Raw genomic sequence first — 19,066 nt, forward strand, 5'->3', positions numbered from 1 at the left:
CCCAAAGCGTCAATAGTGTTTATTTAAAGGTTGAGTTATGACAATCACCATGTATGGCATTCCCAATTGCGATACCATCAAAAAAGCTAAGAAATGGTTAGAAAAGGAAGGAATAGAATTTCAATTCCACGACTATAGAAAGCAAGGAATTAACAAGGATATGATTGCAATATTTTGCCAGCAGCTTGGTTGGGAAAATGTCGTTAACAAGCGTGGAACAACCTATCGCCAATTAAGCCAAGAGCAAAAGGATAGCCTAAATGAAGAACTGGCAATAGCGCTGCTAAGTGAACAACCAGCTATGATAAAAAGGCCTATTCTGGTTACAGATAACCATTACCACCTTGGCTTTAAAGCCGAACAATACTCCGCTATCTTCTCTGCTGTATAAGGAATTAGAGAATGACTGACACACCTACTTTGGCACTCGCAAAAGACCTGATTAGTCGCCAGTCGGTAACCCCTGTAGATGCAGGTTGTCAAAATGTAATGATAGGACGCTTACAAGCACTTGGGTTCAAAATAGAAGTGATGGTTTTTGAAGATACCACTAACTTCTGGGCACGTCGTGGAACTGAAGCTCCGCTGTTTGCTTTTGCTGGACATACAGATGTTGTCCCAGCAGGTAATCTAGAACTCTGGGATACACCACCTTTTGAGCCAACCATTAAGGATGGGTTCCTCTATGGTCGCGGTGCAGCAGACATGAAGGGTTCGCTCGCTTCAATGGTTGTTGCTGTTGAGCAATTTATTGCCCAGAACCCAAATCACAAAGGCTCGATTGGCTTTCTCATTACTTCCGATGAGGAAGGACCATTTATCAATGGTACTGTTCGAGTCGTAGAGGCTCTGATGGAACGTGGTGAAAACATTGACATGTGTATCGTTGGCGAGCCCTCTAGTACAGAAATCGTTGGCGATGTAGTAAAAAATGGTCGCAGAGGCTCTATCACTGGCGACTTAACAGTCAAAGGTATTCAGGGACACGTAGCTTACCCTCACCTTGCAAAAAATCCAGTACATCAGTCTCTAATGGCTCTGAATGAATTAGCCGAAACAGAGTGGGATCAAGGTAACGACTATTTTCCACCCACCAGCTTTCAAATACCAAATATTCAGGCAGGCACTGGCGCTTCCAACGTGATCCCAGGCGAACTCAAGGTTCAGTTCAACCTGCGCTATAGTACTGAACTGAATAACGACATGATCGTTAAGCGGGTAAATGACACACTAAGTAAACACAACCTAGATTATCAATTGGATTGGACCTTCAACGGAGACCCATTCCTAACCGATACCGGCGACTTACTTGATGCTGTTGTTAACGCTGTTGGAGACGTCAATCAAACTAAACCTGAGTTGCTGACTACAGGTGGCACCTCAGACGGTCGTTTTATTGCTCGTATGGGAGGTCAAGTTGTTGAACTGGGCCCCGTTAATGCCACTATTCACAAAATTAACGAGTGTGTAAAAATTGACGATCTTGAGAAACTGACCAATATGTATCAAAAGACACTGGAGAATTTATTGGCATGACAATGACGCCTGAGCAGCTGGTAGGTAAAGTAAACACACATCTCATCAACACTCACATTGGCGAGCAGTCTTTACTTGTACATACCATGGTCACAGACGACCTTCAGTCGCTGAGAGACGCAGCTGTTCAGGCCGGATTTGATTTCCATATAGCGAGCGGATTTCGCGATTTTGAACGACAGAAATCCATCTGGGACCGCAAGATTACAGGGCAACTCCCAACTCTGGACCAAGATGGCCAGCCTCTTGATATCAGTAACCTTTCAGAGCGCGAAAAGATCTATGCCATCTTACGCTGGTCTGCGCTGCCGGGCGCAAGTAGACATCACTGGGGAACTGACTTCGATGTGTTTGATAAAGCAAGCTTACCTGAAGGCATTAACTTGCAATTGGAGCCTTGGGAATACCTCACTGGTCATCAGGCTCAGTTTTATCAGTGGCTGCAAAGCAATCTCAGGAAATTTGGCTTTTTCTTTCCTTATGCAGAGGATAGAGGTGGTGTGGCTGTCGAGCCCTGGCATATCAGTCATAAGGCGACGGCATCATTATGTTTATCCCTTTTTGAACTTGGTACTTTAAATGACCAAGTTTCAAACTGCGGTTTAAAGGGAGTAGACTCAGTGCTCGCAGAGTTAGATACTATATACAATCAATACATTATCAACATCAGCACTGAGGCAAGTTAATGGATTTACTGACTAATCCTTGGGTTATCATTGTTATTGTTTTAAGTGTCGTGATTGGAAACATCGCAGCACTTAAATACACAGCCAAAATGAAATTTGGTCAGATGGAAAAAAAAGAATCGCCACAAGAAGACTCTAACAAGCCCTCCGAAAATAACGAACAGGACCCGCCTCAATAGCGGGTTCTTTTACTTAATATGATCCCATGAAATATTCGAGACTATTCTGCACTCATCGCATTTGAAGTGGAAAATATCGAGCTCAGGCTCGGCAAGTAACCAATCCCCACCGCATTTTGGGCATTTGCGCTGTTTTTCAGTCTCTAGGTTTTTGCCACCCACACGATATTGATAATAATATGTTGGTATTTTGGTCAGATGCTCTATACGACCTCGTAAGTCCCAGCCGCGCTTAAACAACACACTATCCACATCACATATCTCATGCAGCGCTGCATGCTCAGCTCGACAAGCGCCAGCCATTTGAATCTCGTCACAAGCTTGCCACTCGGTCTGCCACTTAATTAGCGCCTTGTGATCGCCATTCAAGGTGGGTGAATTACGATAGAGCGGAATTGGCAGCAAAGTATCACCACTTCTCAATGGCGAGCAGGTATGCACGTAAGTAGTATACAGCACTTGCCAACTCGGCATAGTATCTTCCGCAGCTTGTTCGGAGTTAAGATCACGTCCAAGAAGACGCGCTTTAGGTGTCAGCAGGCTGGCTTCTGATAATCTATCTAAGCAAACTTTGACAAAATCAGAATGATAATCGGGATGCAAACTATCTTGCTCTGGGCAAACGACACGAACAAAGAACTCTCCGTCACCCATAACAATAGGAAACTCTCTTCCCAAAATCTGGCCATTGTAGCGTAGTGCATCCATCAAGCCGTTTATCGCTTTATCGACCGCGGTGATTGTGGTGTTATCAAAACATTCAAATTGAAGCTCTATTACATACATAACTAAACCACCGGGGTTAGCTGCTGAAGAAACTCAGAAATGTTCTTGGCTAACACGTCTCGTTTATCAGTTCCCAGTCGTTCTAGAATGACATTCCCTGAAAGATTACAGATAGAAATGACATCAAGTTCTGCATCCGTTGTGGCAATAAAGACGGTAGGCTTTAGCTTTAAACGACGCTGAGTAACTAAGTGGCCCAATATATTTTCCTGCAGACGAATGAAATCCTCATCATTCCATACTTGAAGTAACGTTAGCTCATTGTCATTCCAAGCTGCGTCCATATCAGCACTATACTGGCAACCATAAAACGCCTTAATATCTTGATGAAGGGTTAAATCAATGCCATGTTCTAGGTTTGAGAAATCCACTTCTTGCTCGCGAGAACAAACCTGCCATTCGACCGAATCACCTTTTTTAGCTGTTACACAAGGAGAAATAAAATCGGATAACTGATCACTTACTGGCTGGTGACCATGGCATTCAAAATATGTGTTGCGGTACTTTTCACTGAATGAAACTAATGCAGGAAGGGCTTGTCCAGCCATGAAGTTCTCCAATATGAGTCGCCTTTTCTATATACGACATTGTCTATTAATCTGGCTGTTCTAATCTAAAAGAAATAGCTAGCATGAGCATGTATTCAAGCGTTCTAACCCTTGCTTGGCTATTACACAATCTGAATTTACTATGCTTTGAAGCTTTCTGTATTTCAAACAGTTCCAACTTAGTTCAAGTTTAATGAAACTAGAGGTCAGTATCAAACAACAAGCAACCTGTGCAATTGATTCTACAAAATCAATTACATCAATAGTGGGGTGAAGATGATTTTACTGATATCATTCGTCGATACCACTTTAGATAGCTAAACCCATGGGCATATATAAGGATTGAGATAATATTATGGAGGTTTTTCGCTTGAATCGATTGCTGGCACTACTTATTTTTTTACTACCAGCTTTGGTGTCAGCTTCCACTGTTTATTCATCAGCCATGCTCAATGAAGCAGACTCTTTAGTCAATATTGTTCCCAAACAATCAAAAATATTGGCCTCTAATTATCTAACGCAAAGAAAGCTTATGGCTCAGTCGGAAAAAGGGCCTTCAACTATGTCTCGTGATGATTCAGACACGCGATTTAGGACACCAAGCAGTACCATTGATGCCTTAAAAATATTAGCACGCGCAGAGTTTAACCTTGGTAACCCTAAGGAAGCACAGCGCTACATTGAGCAAGCTAAGACACTCACTGATAAATATAACCTACCCTACCTTAGCTTGGAACTGAGCTTGCTTGAACTACGCCTCTATTGGAAGGCTAATGGCATGTCTACTTCAATCGAAACCAAGCTCGATGAGATAGAGCAAGAATTGAACTCAATACACAACCCAGAGCAGGTAGCAAAAGGACTCACCTACCAACTTGTGATGTTAAAAGCCGATATAGCTTCAAGCCAAGATCGAATCAAACTGGCAGAAACACTGTATAAACAAGCTATCCCTTTCATCGAGCAATCAAAAAACAGACAGAGTATTACCGACTACCACATTGCACTTGGTAAACATTTTTTAAATCACAAAATCTACAACAAAGCGCTATCTGAGTTGCTGATTAGTTACTGGAGTGCGATTGAAAATACGTCTGGATTACAATTAGCAGAAGCAAATCGTTTAATTGGCCAGCTATTTTATGAACGACGAGTTCTTGATAAAGCAGCCGACCATTTTTCTCAAGCCGCTGACTTTTATGATAATTATGAAAGTTCACCTATGCTTCCCCCTATTCTAAAACGCATGGGAGATATTTATTACCATCAAGGTAAATATAATCTTGCGCTGGTTCACTACTTCAATGCTATCGACCACGAGCGCCTGCAAAACAACATCGAAAATGTCGTCGACATTCGACTTGCACTCGCTTCTACCTATTTAAAATTAGTCAATTTCCCACTCGCGGAGCAATATTTAACCCGAGCCAAAGAATTATTGAACTACATTGAGATACCAAAACTACAAGCTAAATATTTACTGCTAGAAGCAGGATTAGCGTCACACCAAGGGCAGCCTAAAGAAGTATTAGATAAAGCCAACCAAGCACTGGGTATTGCCCTTGAACTTAATGATCTCAGTTTAGAAAAAAATGCCTATAACATGCTTAACCTCGGCAATGAGCTACTTGGAAACTACAAACAAGCACTACGCTACCTGCAACAATATAATGCATTGGCTGCTATCGAACAGAAAGAACTCAACCTGATTAATGAAGATGATTTTAGACAACAGAAAGATGTTGTTGAGCAAACACTGCACTTAGTTGGTCAAAAAGAGCAGCTAAAAAAAACGCAAAATGAGTACCATAAATTTCAAAAGATCTCTTTAACTTTGTTTGTCACTTGCGCCTTGCTTTTTGTCTTCTTACTGCGTCGTGGGCATATTATCAGCGTTCAAAAAGAAGAAATTGATGAGCTAAATGATGAGCTTTATGCTCACTCACGTTCTGGCCTCAAAAACCTTCGCATGCTGAGTGTAAAATTGCCAGCCTCATTGGAAGCAAGTAGCCACAAATTTGAAAAATGGCACGCTGGTGATCTTATCCATGAGCCACTGAGCGATAGGTTACATTTTGTTATGATAGACTTACCTTTTCTGCGTAACCTTTCCCTCCAGCAAGGCTACACTGAAGGCTTAAAAGTTGAGAAGGCTTTTGGTCTATTTCTCAAAGAAAAAATTGAACACCCAGCCCGTGTATATCATTTCTCCGACGCCAATTTGCTCTATATTGAACCTGACAATGGCAACACCACTAGACCTGAACAAGTTTTCGAAAAAATCCAAGCTTGGGTTAACGAATTTACGCAAAAATATGGACTCAATAACATAGTGCGCATTGGAATGGCCGATTACCCATTTTTACCTCGTGCATATACCGCGATAAATGATAAAGAGCTACTGGATATTCTGCTTATGTCAACAAATGCGGCTCGTTCTTTGAGCATGGAGGAAAATACGAGCCAGTGGGTTTACCTAAAAGCAATAAAAAATGCGCCTGCTGCCAGCTTAGCGACGGGCAACATTCGCAAGGCCTGCAAGCATTCCATTAACCAAGGCCTTATCAAAGTACATTCTTCTTATCCCAATGAAGAAAACATCAAAAAGCTTTTAAAAGAAGAATAAACTATCATGTTGATTTAGGTGTAAAAGATGATAAAAACTGATTTAAAATCCAAAAGGTGTTTTAAATCAACACTATAGATGATCAGATATTAACATTATCACCAACAAAATAACCTCTTTACAATATACCTTTGTTTGGGCTGGACCTGATAAAAATACAGATATACAGCCTCTGAGCATTAATCATCAATGAACAAAGACTTAAACCATCCATGTCACCTATTATTGGTGTATATATATCAATCAGTTAGCTTTATTTATCACCAAAGCATGCTAAGCTTAGTACAGTCTCTTGGATTTCATATACGAGATTAAACCGCTTTCATTACGAGACAAACTCATAATAAGAAGTATTACAAGGAAACTTCTCTTATCAAGGAGGTCACCATGATCACTCATATTAGTCCTGCGGGTAGTATGGATCTGCTTTCTCAACTTGAGGTTGAGCGTCTTAAAAAAACTGCCGCTAGTGATCTGTACCAGCTCTACCGAAACTGCACCCTCGCAGTGCTTAACTCAGGCAGCCACACAGATAACTCAAAAGAGCTACTCGACAAGTACAAATCATTCGACGTCAACGTTGTCCGTCGTGAACGTGGTATCAAACTGGAGCTAAGCAATGCACCTGAGCATGCCTTTGTGGATGGCAACATAATAAAAGGAATACAAGAACACCTATTCTCGGTGCTAAGGGATATTGTCTACGTCAATATGCATCTTGCAGATAATCAAAGGTTGAACTTAACCAATGCCAGTCACATCACTAACCTAGTATTTGGTATTTTACGCAATGCTGGCGCCCTGACTCCGGGAATCGAACCAAACCTTATTGTGTGTTGGGGGGGACACTCTATCAATGCAACTGAATATCAATACACTCGAGAAGTAGGCAACGAACTAGGTCTTAGAGAGCTCAATATATGTACGGGCTGTGGACCAGGCGCTATGGAAGGGCCAATGAAAGGAGCAGCAATTGGTCATGCCAAACAGCGTTATTACGATCAACGTTATCTAGGACTAACCGAGCCCTCTATTATTGCGGCTGAGCCACCGAACCCCATTGTCAATGAACTGGTGATTATGCCCGACATTGAAAAAAGGCTAGAAGCATTCGTTCGTATGGCCCATGGTATTGTTATTTTCCCAGGCGGTGCAGGAACCGCAGAAGAGCTTCTCTACATACTGGGTATAATGATGCACCCCGATAACTCTGAGCAGCCACTTCCTATTGTCCTCACAGGACCAAAAGAAAGTGAAGCCTACTTCCAATCAATCGATAAATTTATTGGTGATACTTTAGGTAAAGATGCCCAGCGCCACTACGAAATTGTGGTCGACGACCCTGAAAGAGTGGCAAAAATCATGAAAAGTAAAATGGTAGACGTCCGTCAGCATCGCAAAGATATTGGCGATGCGTATAGCTTCAACTGGTCACTCAAAATCGAGCCTGAATTCCAGTTACCTTTTGATCCAACTCACGACAACATGGCAAGCTTAGATTTACACCTAAACCAGCCACCAGAGAACCTTGCGGCCGCCCTACGCCAAGCCTTTTCTGGCATAGTAGCAGGTAACGTCAAAGCCGAGGGGATACGTGAAATTGAACTCCATGGCCCGTTCAGTTTAGATGGTGACGCGATCTTAATGAAGAAGATGGACAAACTGCTAAGAGACTTTGTCGAACAAGATCGTATGAAGCTTCCAGGGGGCAGTGCCTACGAGCCATGTTATAAGATCAAAACCTCTGAGTAGTTACTAACTCACAGCGGTGAGCCTATTACAAACAGGTCCTAGTAATCTGTGTATCTTGCTATACAATAAGGGCTTTCTAAGCCCTTTTTCTGGTTATTATGTCTATCCACCTTGTTATCATCGATGCTCTTAATCTGATACGACGCGTCCACTCAGCACAACCCAACTCTGATGATATAGCGAGAACGATAACCACAACCACGCGAACTCTAAATAAGATTATTGATGAGTCTCATCCTACTCATATTGTTGCAGTTTTTGATCATCATCTTCAGGAGAGAGGATGGCGAGCAGATATCCTGAGTGACTATAAAAGCAACAGAAAACCTATGCCCGAAGCGCTATATGCAGGCTTAGATGCCATACAGGAGGCTTGGTGGGAACTTGGGGTAGATTCTTTGCTTTCATCAGGTGATGAAGCAGACGATCTTATCGCAACACTTGCAGTCAAAGTCGCTAATAGGAATCAAACTGTCACTATTATCTCAACGGACAAAGGCTACTGCCAACTATTATCGCCAAGACTCCAAATACGCGATTATTTCCAACATCGCTGGCTCGATGCTCCTTTTATAGAAAAAGAGTTTGGCGTTCAACCATCACAGCTCCCTGATTACTGGGGCTTAGCTGGGATAAGCTCAAGCCAAATCACAGGGGTACCGGGAATTGGGCCAAAAGCAGCTAAGGAAATCCTAACCAAATACCGTGATATAGAGCACGCCTACACCTCTGAGGAGCTTGAAGCTAAATATAAGAAAAAGCTCAACGAACATATTGATACTGCCCGACGGTGTAAAACAGTGTCAGCTCTAAAAACCGATATCGATCTTGGATTTAATTTGCAAGACGTTCGCTATCAAGGCGCTAAGGCTGATTGAATATTTTCAATCAACCTTAGGACAATGAATAGTAGCGCTTATTAGCGAGGAGATATGTTTGACAAACACTGTATATGGACAGTGATTTCTTCTCGATCGTGGTAGAGATGCTTCGCTTGAAGTTTAAACTTAACTTTATTCTCGATAAGAAAGAGTTTGAGGTTCTCAATATCCTCTAATACTTCATCATAGCGACCTTTCATCGGCAATTTTAGGTTAAAAATGGCTTCTTTAGCCCAACCAGAAATTAACCACTCTCCCATGAGCTGAGCCACACGAGAAGGTTTCTCAACCATATCACAGATAAGCCAAGTTACGTTTTTACGTGCAGGCTCAAACTTGAATCCATCTTCTTGATGATGCTTTACTTGACCTGTTTCCATCAGGCTATCAGCCATCATGCCGTTATCAACAGCGTGAACAAACATGGATCGCTTAACCAATTGATATGTCCAGCCACCAGGACAAGCCCCTAGATCAACGCCCCACATCCCCGAAGCCAATCTTTCATCCCACTCTTCTCGCGGAATGAAAACATGAAAAGCTTCTTCAAGTTTTAAGGTTGATCGGCTCGGCGCATCCGTAGGAAATTTAAGTCGCGGGATCCCCATAAAAAAGGGCGAATTATTACTCGGCAATGAATAACCCACAAAACAATGACCAGGAGCAACAAAACAGATGTGTAGCACTGGTTTTTTAGGGTTGTCTTTGGCCAACAGAATCCCTTTACCACGCATTGCTTGGCGCATAGGCACAGTGAATTTTCGGCAAAACTTTAGCAGTTCTTTTGCTTCATTAGTATCGGGGGTTTCGATGCGTATATCACCGCACTTGGGAAAACCCGTTATATCAGATAAGCTCGCTAAAATAGGAGAAATACGGTCTTCACGAGGAAGTTCTTGAACTTCAGCCGCAACAGCAAAAATCTGACGAGCGAAAATCAACGCTTTAAAGTCAAGCTCCTTCACTAAGCGCTCAGCATCACCCTGCTGATAGCATTCAAACAGGACGTAACCTGTATTATTTTTTAAACGAGGGAAGCCAAACACTTCAAGTTGTGTTGCACGATCCTGAATTTCTCCAGCACACTCTTTCTCAAAACCCGAGCGACAGTAGAGCATTAAGTGTTTCACTGATTTACCTCTTTAATTTGTAGCGCCGCAAACACAAACAGTCCCCACCCAAGAATAAAAGCGAGACCGCCGAATGGCGTGATTGGCCCAAACCATTTCACTCCGCTTAACGCCAAGGCGTAGAGACTGCCACTAAAGCAAAAGATGCCGATAATAAAGCAATTTGCAGCAAGGGCGAAATATTTTTGTGATTTATCAGCAAACCCGGTAGTCAGTAATACTCCACAAAGTATGATGGCAAGTGCGTGAATCAGCTGATATTGCACGCCAGTGTAAAATACATCGAGCATCTGGGCTGGTAACATATTTTTAAGCCCATGAGCAGCAAATGCACCTAATATAACGCCTAGTCCAGCAAATACACCGCCGAACCCCAATATGGACCTAATCTTCATCGTATGTTCCTAAGATAAAATCAGCGAGATACTGTGTCGCTAGCGCAATATTTTCTGACTCACTGTATCCAGAGCTTTTACGAGGCTTAAAACTATGATCGCCATCAGGAATGAACTCGATACAAACTCTATCTGAGAATTCAAAATCATCAAATTCATCGCGTTTTCCAAATGCATCTCTCTCTCCTTGTAGAATAAGACAAGGTTTATCAAGCTTGGCTAAGTGTCCACCTTTGTAGTTTTCTGGCTTACCCGGTGGGTGAAATGGAAAACCCAAGCAAGCAACCCCAGCGACGAGACTTTCTTCAGCGAGCAAACTTGCCATTCTCCCGCCCATTGATTTTCCTCCAATCACAATAGGTTGTTTGGCAAATTGGTTTATCACCTCTCTATATGCTTCTAATAGCTTAGGAGCACGATCTGGAGGACGCCGCTTACCATCAAGAGAGCGCTTGATCATATAAGGAAAATTAAAACGAACTACTTGGATTCCTCGTTGCGACAAACCCTTTGCAATCGCATCCATAAAATCATGATCCATTCCGGCCCCTGCACCATGAGCAAAAACAAATATTGGCTGATCGCTTTTACCATCTATCAAAAAATCACTCATCCAACAGTTCCTCTTGCTCACTCTGAGCTTTCGCTAGCATCCAATCTCTAAACGTGGCTATTCTTCCCATGTCTGCCTGCTTTTCATGACATACAACGTAAAATGCATTCTTCGAAACTAACACCTGATCAAAAGGTGCAATCAAACGACCCGCTTCCATTTCTGGTTGTGCAAGAACATTATTTCCTAACGCGATGCCCTGCCCATGAGCAGCAGCTTGAAGCACCATAGTAGAATGACTAAAAATTGGGCCATGATTGACATTTACACCTTCTATCTCGTGTTCTTTTGCAAACTGCTTCCAATCTTTACGCGATGTATCATGTAACAAGGTGTGCTGCTTAAGATCAGTGAGCTTGTCTAATGCTTTGTTTCCCATTAATAGAGAAGGTGAACAAAGAGGGATCAGAAACTCTTGATAAAGTTTATCAGCACGCAGTCCGGGCCAATTTCCTCGTCCATAATAAATTGCAACGTCGACATCGTCGGTCAGGGACCCTTCATCCATATCAACAGCTTTAATACGAACATCTATGTCTGGTTCTTGCTGATTAAAGTCAGCCAAACGCGGAACCAACCATTGAATAGCGAAGCTAGGAGGTAAACTAATCGTCAAAGCCCCTTTTTCACTGCGTTCGAGCACTTTATCGGTAGCCTCAGCGAGTAGCGTAAAAATATCTTTAATGTCGAGAAAGTAACTTTGCCCTTCCTCGGTAAGCAACAAAGAACGGTTGCGTCGCCTAAATAATTTTAGGCCTAAGAACTCCTCCAAAGCCTTAATTTGATGGCTTACCGCTGCCTGAGTCACAAATAACTCCTCTGCTGCTCTAGTAAAGCTCAAATGACGAGCCGCGGCCTCAAAAACTTTAAGGGAGTTTAGAGGGGGCAATCTTCTCGACATAGCATTTGTCTCCAAGTTGGATTAGTTTTTCTTATCTGAAACATTATAAAATGTCCATTGCCTATCGGCCAGAGAAATTCTATATTTCCCCCTGCAGCAAGAGTCAGAACGGCTTTATTCCCTCTGGGAGTGAATTGACATATTGTTGCGATGTTGTGTTTGCAAACTCGTATTTCGAGTTAGGTAGATTTCTACCGAGTTTCATCTCTAACCAGAGACGAAGCGATACTTCCTGTATTTATTTTTTGACCTGTCTGTCAAATTATTTAACACCGCCTTATGGCGGTGTTTTTTTATCTGCTAAACAACAAAAAAATAAGGAAGTACAAGCAGTTAGAAAAAGCGCTGACATGCTTGGATAGCAGCGCTTTGGAAGGATCCTAAATTAAGGACGATAAACTTTGATATTAGTAAAACCTTGGTCTTGAAGGTACAGAGCTTGTAAGCGACTCATAACACCACGATCGCAATAAAGCAGGTAAATTTTACTTTGGTCCAAATCACCAAATTGAGTACCTAATTTGTAGAAAGGTAGATGTATTACTTCTACTCCATCTATCTCTAGCGGGCTATCCTCTTCTTCCTCAGGACTACGGATATCAAGAACTGTCGCGTGTTGTTCCACGGCTTGAACCAACTCGATTTCAGGCGCGGCCTCCTCGGCTTCTTTGGCTATATCACGAATGTCCATTTGACGAGCATCTCTCACGACTTGCTCTAGGATTTCAAAATCAAATTTCTCTTCTTCCGCTTCTAACTTCGCTTTGATCGCTTTAACTGTCGGTTTCTTAGAAATCACACCACAATATTCAGGCATCGTCTTAGCAAAGTCTTCACTGCCAATTTCACGTGCTAAATCAATGATATCTTCTTTATCCCAGTTAATTAACGGACGTAAAATTAAAGTATCGGTGACTGTGTCAATATGACGAAGATTGGTCAGCGTTTGGCTCGATACTTGACCAATAGCTTCTCCAGTAACCAAAGCTTGGATACCAAATTTATCGGCTATCATGCCTGCTGCTCGCATAAACATACGTTTAAGGATCACACCCATTTGACCATCATCTACTTTCTCAAGGATTTCAGCCACAACGGGTTCAAAATCTACAGAAATAAAACGCACTTTGGCTGAAGAGCCGTACTTATTCCAAAGGAAATGAGACACCTGCTTAACACCTATCTCATGGGCTGGCCCACCGAGATTAAAGAAACAGTAATGTACTTTAGAACCACGTTTAATATGAAGGTAGCTCGATACACCTGAGTCAAAACCACCAGAAATCAAACTCAAAACATCTTCTTGAGTTCCAAGTGGAAAACCACCCAAGCCTTTATAGCGAGCAATGACATGATTAAGTTTATCCCCCGCAACCTCAACTTTTATCGTGACATCGGGTTTGTGAAGTTTAACACTCGCACTTTCAACGGCTTGATTTAGACCGCCACCAACGTAACGCTCTAACTCAATAGACGTAAAATCATGTTTTCCTCGACGCTTAGCTCGGACAACAAAAGTTTTACCCTCTATTTTCGACCGGTTAAGTTCTAATACTTGCTCGAAGATGTCATGCAAGTCGGTAAAGTCTGACTGTTTTACCTCTAGGACATGATGGATGCCGGGTGTATGAGTAAGGATCTCTACGGTTTCTTTGTGATAACGATCTGATTCAGAGGTAACTTCGATATGATCACGACGATTAAATACTGCAACAGATTCTGTACGACTCTTGATGATATTGCGAATATTGCATTCAAGAATCTTTGTGAAGCGCTTTCGCACCGATTCACTTTTAACAAAAATTTCAGGATGGGGCTTAACGATAAATTTCATAGTTCACTTCACAACTCAACAGATACGGCAAATTGGAGACTTTACTACTAGCTTCTTATAGTAGTTTACGGAAGCTATACTCCAAAGGCGCAAGATTATACATGAACCATAGGCTATAAAAAAGGCGAGCACTAAGCTCGCCTTGTGATTTAGTTGGAGTTAGGTAATGTAGGAACCTCATCACTCAATAGCGCCTCTCCTTGCATAATACTGATTTCTACACGCCGATTTCGCGAGCGCTGAGCTTCGGTATCATTCGGCCCGAGTGGTTGAGTATCTGCCATACCTCGAACTTGAAGACGTTGATGTGAGAAGCCTCGCACCTTTTCCATTTCTTGAGCAACGGACACAGCTCTCTGCGAAGAGAGATCCCAATTAGAGCGATATAGTTCAGAGTCTAAAGGCTGATTATCCGTATGGCCTGACACTCGAATAATACCCGGAACATCCTTAACTAAATCTGCGATTTGGCGCACTAGTGGTCTGAATTTAGGCTGAAGAAATGCCGAACCTTGGGGAAAGGCGCCTTTTTCCCTAATACGAATATCGATCTGTTGGCCAAGATTTTCTATCTCAATCGCCCCTTCATCAATCTCACGCTCCAAAGCTTTTTTGATGCTTTCCATCAATGTTTCAAGCTCTTGTGACATTTCTGCTGACTGCTGTTGCTGACTTTCAGACTCAGCGTTTTGACTGTCTTGAGTCGAGGTATCTGGCGATTTCCCCCCCGTCTGCTTACCCTCGTCTTTTTGGGTACCACCCGCTCTGTCGGACTCTCCTTCTTGAAACTCCAAAGTTTGTTGGGTTATGTCTATTGTCTGCTGCATGATGACATCGATGGGCGTGGGCTCAGGACGCCCTGGGCGAAATTCTTGGGCAATGATACTCGTGCCTTTGGGAATATCTTTGACTTCCAGTCGGTTTTGAACACCAAAAGCAAACTTCATAGAGCCCGCGATCTGTTTAAACTTCAACACATCCATTTCTGAGAACGAAAGCAGAAGTACAAAGAAACACATCAAAAGTGACATTAAGTCAGCAAACGTTCCCATCCAAAGCGGCAATCCGGGAGGAGGACATTTACAACCTTCTTCATCATCCATAGCGGTTTCCTTACTCTGAATCTACATCGAGAACACGCTTACCTTCGTTCAGGTAATTTTTTAGATACCCATCAATAACTCGAGGGTTTTGTCCATCTTGAATCGCTAGCACGCCATCCATAATCAAGCGGCGGTTAAGCTTTTCTTGTTCCCTACGCAGTGAGAGTTTATCGGCAATTGGGAAAAAGACCATGTTGGAGAGTATCGCTCCATAGAGCGTCGTCAATAGTGCTACAGCCATTGCGGGACCGATCGCTTTAGGATCATCCATGTTTGAGAGCATGGCAACCAAACCAACCAAAGTACCAATCATGCCCATCGCTGGAGCTACGTCTCCAAAGGCTCTAAATACGCTGGTACCGAATTCATGTCGCTCATCAGTCAGGACAATATCTTTTTGCAAGGCAGCGCGCACCACATCAGCGTCATGGCCATCAACTAGCAGGTCTATTCCTTTTTGCATGAAGTTGTTGGTAATTTCCATCTCTTCTAGTGCCAGAAAACCGCCTTTACGCGCCGCATCAGCCATTTCGACCACTTTAGCGATTAGGTCTTCAGGCTCATCGGCCTTGAACATGAAAGCCTTACCAGCAATTTTGCCTGCTCCAAAAAACTGCCCCATAGTAAATTTCATTAGCACAACGAATGTCGAACCACCCACTACGATAAGAATCGAGGTAACATCAACGAACATCATGATGCTTCCACCTAATATCATCGCCATGATGACAAAGGCAAAGCCTCCAATGAGTCCTAGCAGTGTTGCTAAATCCACAAAGCACTCCTCATGCTATCTTTTATAAGCCTCTGATAAATTATATCGGCAACACCTTCAGATCTTTAGTCTTTTATTGGTACTGCTCTCACACAACTATAGATCTTATCACCGCATAGTAAACAGCACATCTCTCAGGATGCAGTCTTATAACCACAATAATAGACACCCACATTCGCTTTTTCGATCAATTTTCCGTGGTTAAATTTGACCATGACCACCTCCTAATGTAACTTTCGTGCATCTTCCAAAATGTAGATAATGCTATGGCGAGCAAGAAACCAGAAAACATGTCCTTTGAAGCGGCAATTGAGGAGTTAGATTTGATTGTCGAACACCTTGAAAAAGGCGACCTAGCCCTTGAAGATGCTCTGAAAAAGTTTGAACGCGGCGTGACTCTTGCTCGTGAAGGGCAAGCCAAGTTGAATGACGCTGAACAAAGAGTGAGTATTTTACTAAATAATGATGATAGTGCTCCTCTTACGGAGTTCAAATCACCCCAGTCAGAATAATCACCAGAAGAAGAGTTGCTCTTATGCATGAGGCGTTAACCTCTTTACAAAAAAGAAACAATCAACAATTAGAACATTGGCTTGGTCAATGTCCTCATTCAGGGCAACCGCTGATAGAAGCCATGCATTATGGTTTACTGCTCGGTGGTAAACGTGCTCGGCCATTTTTGGTTTACATTACTGGCCAAATGCTTGGATGCCAACTTGATGAACTCGATGCTCCTGCGTGTGCCGTTGAATGCATACACGCCTATTCACTGATCCATGATGACTTACCCGCTATGGATAACGACGAACTGAGGCGAGGACAACCAACCTGCCACATCAAGTTTGATGAATCGACTGCAATTTTAACGGGCGATGCTCTACAAACTTTGGCATTCACCATTCTTGCCGATGGACATTTAAGCGAACAAGCAGAACCAAACCGCATCAAAATGATCAAAGCGTTAGCCGAAGCTTCAGGTGCAAATGGCATGTGTTTAGGTCAAGCACTGGATTTGGCTGCTGAAGGGCGCCATATTTCATTGGAAGAGCTGGAGACCATTCACCGCAATAAGACGGGTGCACTATTAAAATGTGCGGTACGTTTGGGCGCTCTGTCAGCTGGCTCTAAAGGCGAGGCGGTTTTACCTCAGTTAGATAAATACGCGAATTCCATTGGCCTTGCCTTTCAGGTTCAAGACGATATTTTAGACATCACCAGTGACACCAAAACGCTCGGCAAACCTCAAGGTTCTGACCAAGCGTTGGAAAAGAGTACCTACCCTGCACTTCTGGGTTTAGATGGTGCAGTTAACAAAGCTCACACTCTTTTAAAAGAAGCCCTTCAAGCATTGGAAACAATACCATACAATACTAGGTTACTCGAAGAGTTCGCCCGATATGTCATCGAGCGCAAGAACTAAACAATAAGCGCCTATATATGACTCTTGATATTTCTAAATATCCAACACTGGCATTAGCCAACACACCGGATGAATTACGTAGCCTTCCAAAAGAAGCGCTGCCTAAGCTATGTGATGAATTGCGTACCTACTTACTAAATTCTGTTAGCCAATCAAGCGGCCACCTTGCATCTGGTCTAGGAACCGTAGAGCTAACCGTAGCACTGCATTATGTCTATAATACCCCATTTGACCAACTAGTATGGGATGTCGGGCATCAAGCCTACCCACATAAAATTCTCACTGGCCGCAGAGATAAACTGCCAAGCATTCGCCAAAAAGGAGGATTACACCCCTTCCCTTGGCGAGAAGAAAGTGAATACGACACCTTGTCTGTTGGTCACTCTTCTACCTCGATTAGCGCCGCATTAGGCATGGCAATTTGCGCCGAAAAAGAGGATAAAAACCGCAAGGTTGTCAGTGTGATTGGTGATGGTGCTATTACAGCAGGCATGGCTTTTGAAGCCATGAATCATGCTGGTGACGTACATTCAGATATGCTGGTCGTTCTCAACGATAATGAAATGTCGATATCAGAAAATGTTGGTGCGCTCAATAACCATTTGGCTCAAGTATTATCTGGTAGCTTATACACCTCCATACGCGAAGGAGGAAAAAAAGTCCTTTCGGGTGTCCCGCCTATCAAAGAGCTAGTTCGAAGAACGGAAGAGCATCTTAAAGGCATGGTGGTACCTGGCACTCTATTTGAAGAGCTCGGCTTTAACTACATTGGTCCTGTCGATGGACATGATGTCTGCGAGTTGGTCAAAACACTAAGCAATATGCGCGAGCTGAAAGGACCACAATTCTTGCATATCATGACCAAGAAAGGAAAAGGCTACGAGCAAGCTGAAAAAGATCCAATTGGATATCATGCTGTCCCTAAGTTTGACCCAAACCATACTTCTCTGCCCAAGGCTAAAGGAAGTCAGCCAACTTTTTCAAACATTTTCGGCGACTTCTTGTGTGATATGGCAGCTCAAGATCCCAAATTAATGGCGATTACCCCTGCGATGAGAGAAGGTTCGGGGATGGTGCGTTTTTCAAAAGAGTTTCCAGAGCAATACTTTGATGTTGCGATTGCAGAGCAGCATGCCGTTACTCTAGCCGCCGGTATGGCGATTGGTGGCAACCATCCGATAGTCGCGATATATTCAACATTCTTACAACGTGGCTATGATCAACTCATACATGACGTTGCTATTATGAACCTACCTGTCATGTTCGCTATTGATAGAGCTGGCTTAGTCGGTGCTGATGGTCAAACACACCAAGGGGCTTTCGATTTAAGCTTTATGCGCTGTATCCCCAACATGGTCATCATGACACCAAGTGACGAAAATGAATGCCGCCAAATGCTCTATACGGGGCATAAACACCAAGGCCCAAGTGCTGTGCGATACCCTAGAGGAGCAGGTGTTGGAGCAGAAATTGATCAAGAATTCACTGCTATACCGCTAGGTAAAGGTCGCGTAATTCACGAGGGTAAAAAAGTTGCTATCCTCAACTTCGGTACTTTCTTGGATAACGCTCGACATGCCGCTGAAAACCTTGGCGCTACGCTAGCTGATATGCGCTTCGTTAAACCTTTAGATGACGTTCTGGTAAGAAAGCTGGTTGATGAACATGATGTGATTGTCACAATAGAAGAAAATGCCATTGCAGGCGGCGCTGGTGCTGGTATTGTCGAGTTTATGATGCAAGAAAAGCTTATAAAACCAGTTCTGAATTTAGGTTTGCCAGATAAGTTTATAGCACAGGGAACTCAACAGGAGCTACATGCCGAGCTAGGGTTAGACGCAAAAGGCATTGAAGAATCAATACAAGCCTATTTGGCCAAATAAGGTTCGAACAATCTTGAA

The 19,066-nt window shown here is 43.0% G+C and carries 19 protein-coding genes; 10 read left to right on the top strand and 9 right to left on the bottom strand.

Annotated elements, in window-relative coordinates; genetic code table 11:
* Positions 1-37 precede the first annotated feature (37 nt).
* The 4 genes from MHN79_RS12475 to MHN79_RS12490 are packed head-to-tail and all read left to right on the top strand — an operon-like array spanning position 38 to position 2,401.
* Positions 38-391: an ArsC family reductase gene (locus tag MHN79_RS12475; protein ID WP_160929759.1), complete on the top strand. Its 354-nt coding sequence runs from the start codon at positions 38-40 to the stop codon at positions 389-391.
* An 11-nt stretch (positions 392-402) separates the two neighbouring features.
* Positions 403-1,536 carry a succinyl-diaminopimelate desuccinylase gene (gene dapE / locus MHN79_RS12480; protein WP_239173156.1) on the top strand — a complete coding sequence of 378 codons (1,134 nt, stop codon included), beginning with the start codon at positions 403-405 and terminating at the stop codon, positions 1,534-1,536.
* Between the two features lie 2 nt (positions 1,537-1,538).
* Entirely contained in the window at positions 1,539-2,222 is a 684-nt protein-coding gene (locus MHN79_RS12485) for a M15 family metallopeptidase (RefSeq protein ID WP_239173202.1), read from the top strand.
* Positions 2,222-2,401: a DUF2897 family protein gene (locus tag MHN79_RS12490; protein ID WP_152430987.1), complete on the top strand. Its 180-nt coding sequence runs from the start codon at positions 2,222-2,224 to the stop codon at positions 2,399-2,401. The genes MHN79_RS12485 and MHN79_RS12490 overlap by 1 nt, the downstream gene beginning before the upstream one ends.
* 9 nt (positions 2,402-2,410) lie before the next feature.
* Here the strand turns inward: MHN79_RS12490 and MHN79_RS12495 are convergent, their stop codons facing one another.
* Entirely contained in the window at positions 2,411-3,187 is a 777-nt protein-coding gene (locus MHN79_RS12495) for a Zn-ribbon-containing protein (RefSeq protein WP_239173157.1), read from the bottom strand.
* A gap of 2 nt (positions 3,188-3,189) precedes the next feature.
* Positions 3,190-3,735 carry a SecY-interacting protein gene (gene syd / locus MHN79_RS12500; protein ID WP_239173158.1) on the bottom strand — a complete coding sequence of 182 codons (546 nt, stop codon included), beginning with the start codon at positions 3,733-3,735 and terminating at the stop codon, positions 3,190-3,192.
* Positions 3,736-4,090: 355 nt separating this feature from the next.
* Between syd and MHN79_RS12505 the strand changes: the two genes are divergently transcribed.
* The 3 genes from MHN79_RS12505 to xni all read left to right on the top strand — a co-directional run bounded on the left by MHN79_RS12505 (position 4,091) and on the right by xni (position 8,991).
* Entirely contained in the window at positions 4,091-6,361 is a 2,271-nt protein-coding gene (locus tag MHN79_RS12505; RefSeq protein ID WP_239173159.1) for a tetratricopeptide repeat protein, read from the top strand.
* A gap of 387 nt (positions 6,362-6,748) precedes the next feature.
* Positions 6,749-8,113: a nucleotide 5'-monophosphate nucleosidase PpnN gene (gene ppnN, locus MHN79_RS12510; protein WP_239173160.1), complete on the top strand. Its 1,365-nt coding sequence runs from the start codon at positions 6,749-6,751 to the stop codon at positions 8,111-8,113.
* 98 nt (positions 8,114-8,211) lie between these two features.
* Positions 8,212-8,991: a flap endonuclease Xni gene (xni, locus tag MHN79_RS12515; protein ID WP_239173161.1), complete on the top strand. Its 780-nt coding sequence runs from the start codon at positions 8,212-8,214 to the stop codon at positions 8,989-8,991.
* Positions 8,992-9,032: 41 nt separating this feature from the next.
* On the opposite strand, the gene rlmM is transcribed toward xni, so the two are convergent.
* The 7 genes from rlmM to pomA form a co-directional block, all read right to left on the bottom strand.
* Positions 9,033-10,124: a 23S rRNA (cytidine(2498)-2'-O)-methyltransferase RlmM gene (gene rlmM, locus MHN79_RS12520; protein WP_239173162.1), complete on the bottom strand. Its 1,092-nt coding sequence runs from the start codon at positions 10,122-10,124 to the stop codon at positions 9,033-9,035.
* Positions 10,121-10,519 (bottom strand): DUF423 domain-containing protein, encoded by a 399-nt coding sequence (locus MHN79_RS12525; protein ID WP_239173163.1) that lies wholly within the window; start codon positions 10,517-10,519, stop codon positions 10,121-10,123. Before MHN79_RS12525 ends, rlmM begins: the two co-directional genes overlap by 4 nt.
* Complete coding sequence (locus tag MHN79_RS12530) at positions 10,509-11,132, bottom strand: alpha/beta fold hydrolase (RefSeq protein WP_239173164.1); 624 nt, start codon at positions 11,130-11,132, stop codon at positions 10,509-10,511. Before MHN79_RS12530 ends, MHN79_RS12525 begins: the two co-directional genes overlap by 11 nt.
* The gene (locus MHN79_RS12535) at positions 11,125-12,033 is read right to left on the bottom strand and encodes a transcriptional regulator GcvA (protein ID WP_160929739.1); all 909 of its coding nucleotides are present in this window, start codon (positions 12,031-12,033) and stop codon (positions 11,125-11,127) included. Before MHN79_RS12535 ends, MHN79_RS12530 begins: the two co-directional genes overlap by 8 nt.
* Positions 12,034-12,418: 385 nt before the next feature.
* Positions 12,419-13,867 carry a tRNA uracil 4-sulfurtransferase ThiI gene (thiI, locus tag MHN79_RS12540; RefSeq protein WP_239173165.1) on the bottom strand — a complete coding sequence of 483 codons (1,449 nt, stop codon included), beginning with the start codon at positions 13,865-13,867 and terminating at the stop codon, positions 12,419-12,421.
* 149 nt (positions 13,868-14,016) lie between these two features.
* Positions 14,017-14,970: a flagellar motor protein MotB gene (locus MHN79_RS12545; protein WP_114786653.1), complete on the bottom strand. Its 954-nt coding sequence runs from the start codon at positions 14,968-14,970 to the stop codon at positions 14,017-14,019.
* Between the two features lie 10 nt (positions 14,971-14,980).
* Positions 14,981-15,745 (bottom strand): flagellar motor protein PomA, encoded by a 765-nt coding sequence (gene pomA, locus MHN79_RS12550; RefSeq protein ID WP_152430997.1) that lies wholly within the window; start codon positions 15,743-15,745, stop codon positions 14,981-14,983.
* Between the two features lie 266 nt (positions 15,746-16,011).
* Between pomA and xseB the strand changes: the two genes are divergently transcribed.
* From xseB to dxs, 3 genes are read left to right on the top strand one after another with little or no spacing between them, the layout of a single operon-like run.
* Positions 16,012-16,257, top strand: coding sequence for an exodeoxyribonuclease VII small subunit (gene xseB, locus MHN79_RS12555; protein ID WP_114786650.1), 246 nt, complete (start codon positions 16,012-16,014; stop codon positions 16,255-16,257).
* A gap of 23 nt (positions 16,258-16,280) precedes the next feature.
* Complete coding sequence (gene ispA, locus MHN79_RS12560) at positions 16,281-17,165, top strand: (2E,6E)-farnesyl diphosphate synthase (protein ID WP_239173166.1); 885 nt, start codon at positions 16,281-16,283, stop codon at positions 17,163-17,165.
* A gap of 17 nt (positions 17,166-17,182) precedes the next feature.
* A complete protein-coding gene (gene dxs, locus MHN79_RS12565) occupies positions 17,183-19,048 on the top strand; it encodes a 1-deoxy-D-xylulose-5-phosphate synthase (protein ID WP_239173167.1) in 1,866 nt (621 codons plus the stop codon).
* The last annotated feature ends 18 nt before the right edge of the window (positions 19,049-19,066 follow it).

It is taken from the genome of Vibrio sp. Of14-4 (assembly GCF_022347625.1).
In the GTDB taxonomy this organism is placed as follows: domain Bacteria; phylum Pseudomonadota; class Gammaproteobacteria; order Enterobacterales; family Vibrionaceae; genus Vibrio; species Vibrio pristinus.

Coding starts and splice junctions, on each gene's coding strand:
- syd (WP_239173158.1), bottom strand. CDS start 3,735: ATGGCTGGACAAGCCCTTCCTGCATTAGTTTCATTCAGTGAAAAGTAC.
- thiI (WP_239173165.1), bottom strand. CDS start 13,867: ATGAAATTTATCGTTAAGCCCCATCCTGAAATTTTTGTTAAAAGTGAA.
- MHN79_RS12485 (WP_239173202.1), top strand. CDS start 1,539: ATGACGCCTGAGCAGCTGGTAGGTAAAGTAAACACACATCTCATCAAC.
- xseB (WP_114786650.1), top strand. CDS start 16,012: ATGGCGAGCAAGAAACCAGAAAACATGTCCTTTGAAGCGGCAATTGAG.
- MHN79_RS12525 (WP_239173163.1), bottom strand. CDS start 10,519: ATGAAGATTAGGTCCATATTGGGGTTCGGCGGTGTATTTGCTGGACTA.
- dxs (WP_239173167.1), top strand. CDS start 17,183: ATGACTCTTGATATTTCTAAATATCCAACACTGGCATTAGCCAACACA.
- MHN79_RS12535 (WP_160929739.1), bottom strand. CDS start 12,033: ATGTCGAGAAGATTGCCCCCTCTAAACTCCCTTAAAGTTTTTGAGGCC.
- MHN79_RS12505 (WP_239173159.1), top strand. CDS start 4,091: ATGGAGGTTTTTCGCTTGAATCGATTGCTGGCACTACTTATTTTTTTA.
- MHN79_RS12490 (WP_152430987.1), top strand. CDS start 2,222: ATGGATTTACTGACTAATCCTTGGGTTATCATTGTTATTGTTTTAAGT.
- MHN79_RS12495 (WP_239173157.1), bottom strand. CDS start 3,187: ATGTATGTAATAGAGCTTCAATTTGAATGTTTTGATAACACCACAATC.
- ispA (WP_239173166.1), top strand. CDS start 16,281: ATGCATGAGGCGTTAACCTCTTTACAAAAAAGAAACAATCAACAATTA.
- MHN79_RS12545 (WP_114786653.1), bottom strand. CDS start 14,970: ATGGATGATGAAGAAGGTTGTAAATGTCCTCCTCCCGGATTGCCGCTT.
- ppnN (WP_239173160.1), top strand. CDS start 6,749: ATGATCACTCATATTAGTCCTGCGGGTAGTATGGATCTGCTTTCTCAA.
- dapE (WP_239173156.1), top strand. CDS start 403: ATGACTGACACACCTACTTTGGCACTCGCAAAAGACCTGATTAGTCGC.
- MHN79_RS12475 (WP_160929759.1), top strand. CDS start 38: ATGACAATCACCATGTATGGCATTCCCAATTGCGATACCATCAAAAAA.
- MHN79_RS12530 (WP_239173164.1), bottom strand. CDS start 11,132: ATGAGTGATTTTTTGATAGATGGTAAAAGCGATCAGCCAATATTTGTT.
- xni (WP_239173161.1), top strand. CDS start 8,212: ATGTCTATCCACCTTGTTATCATCGATGCTCTTAATCTGATACGACGC.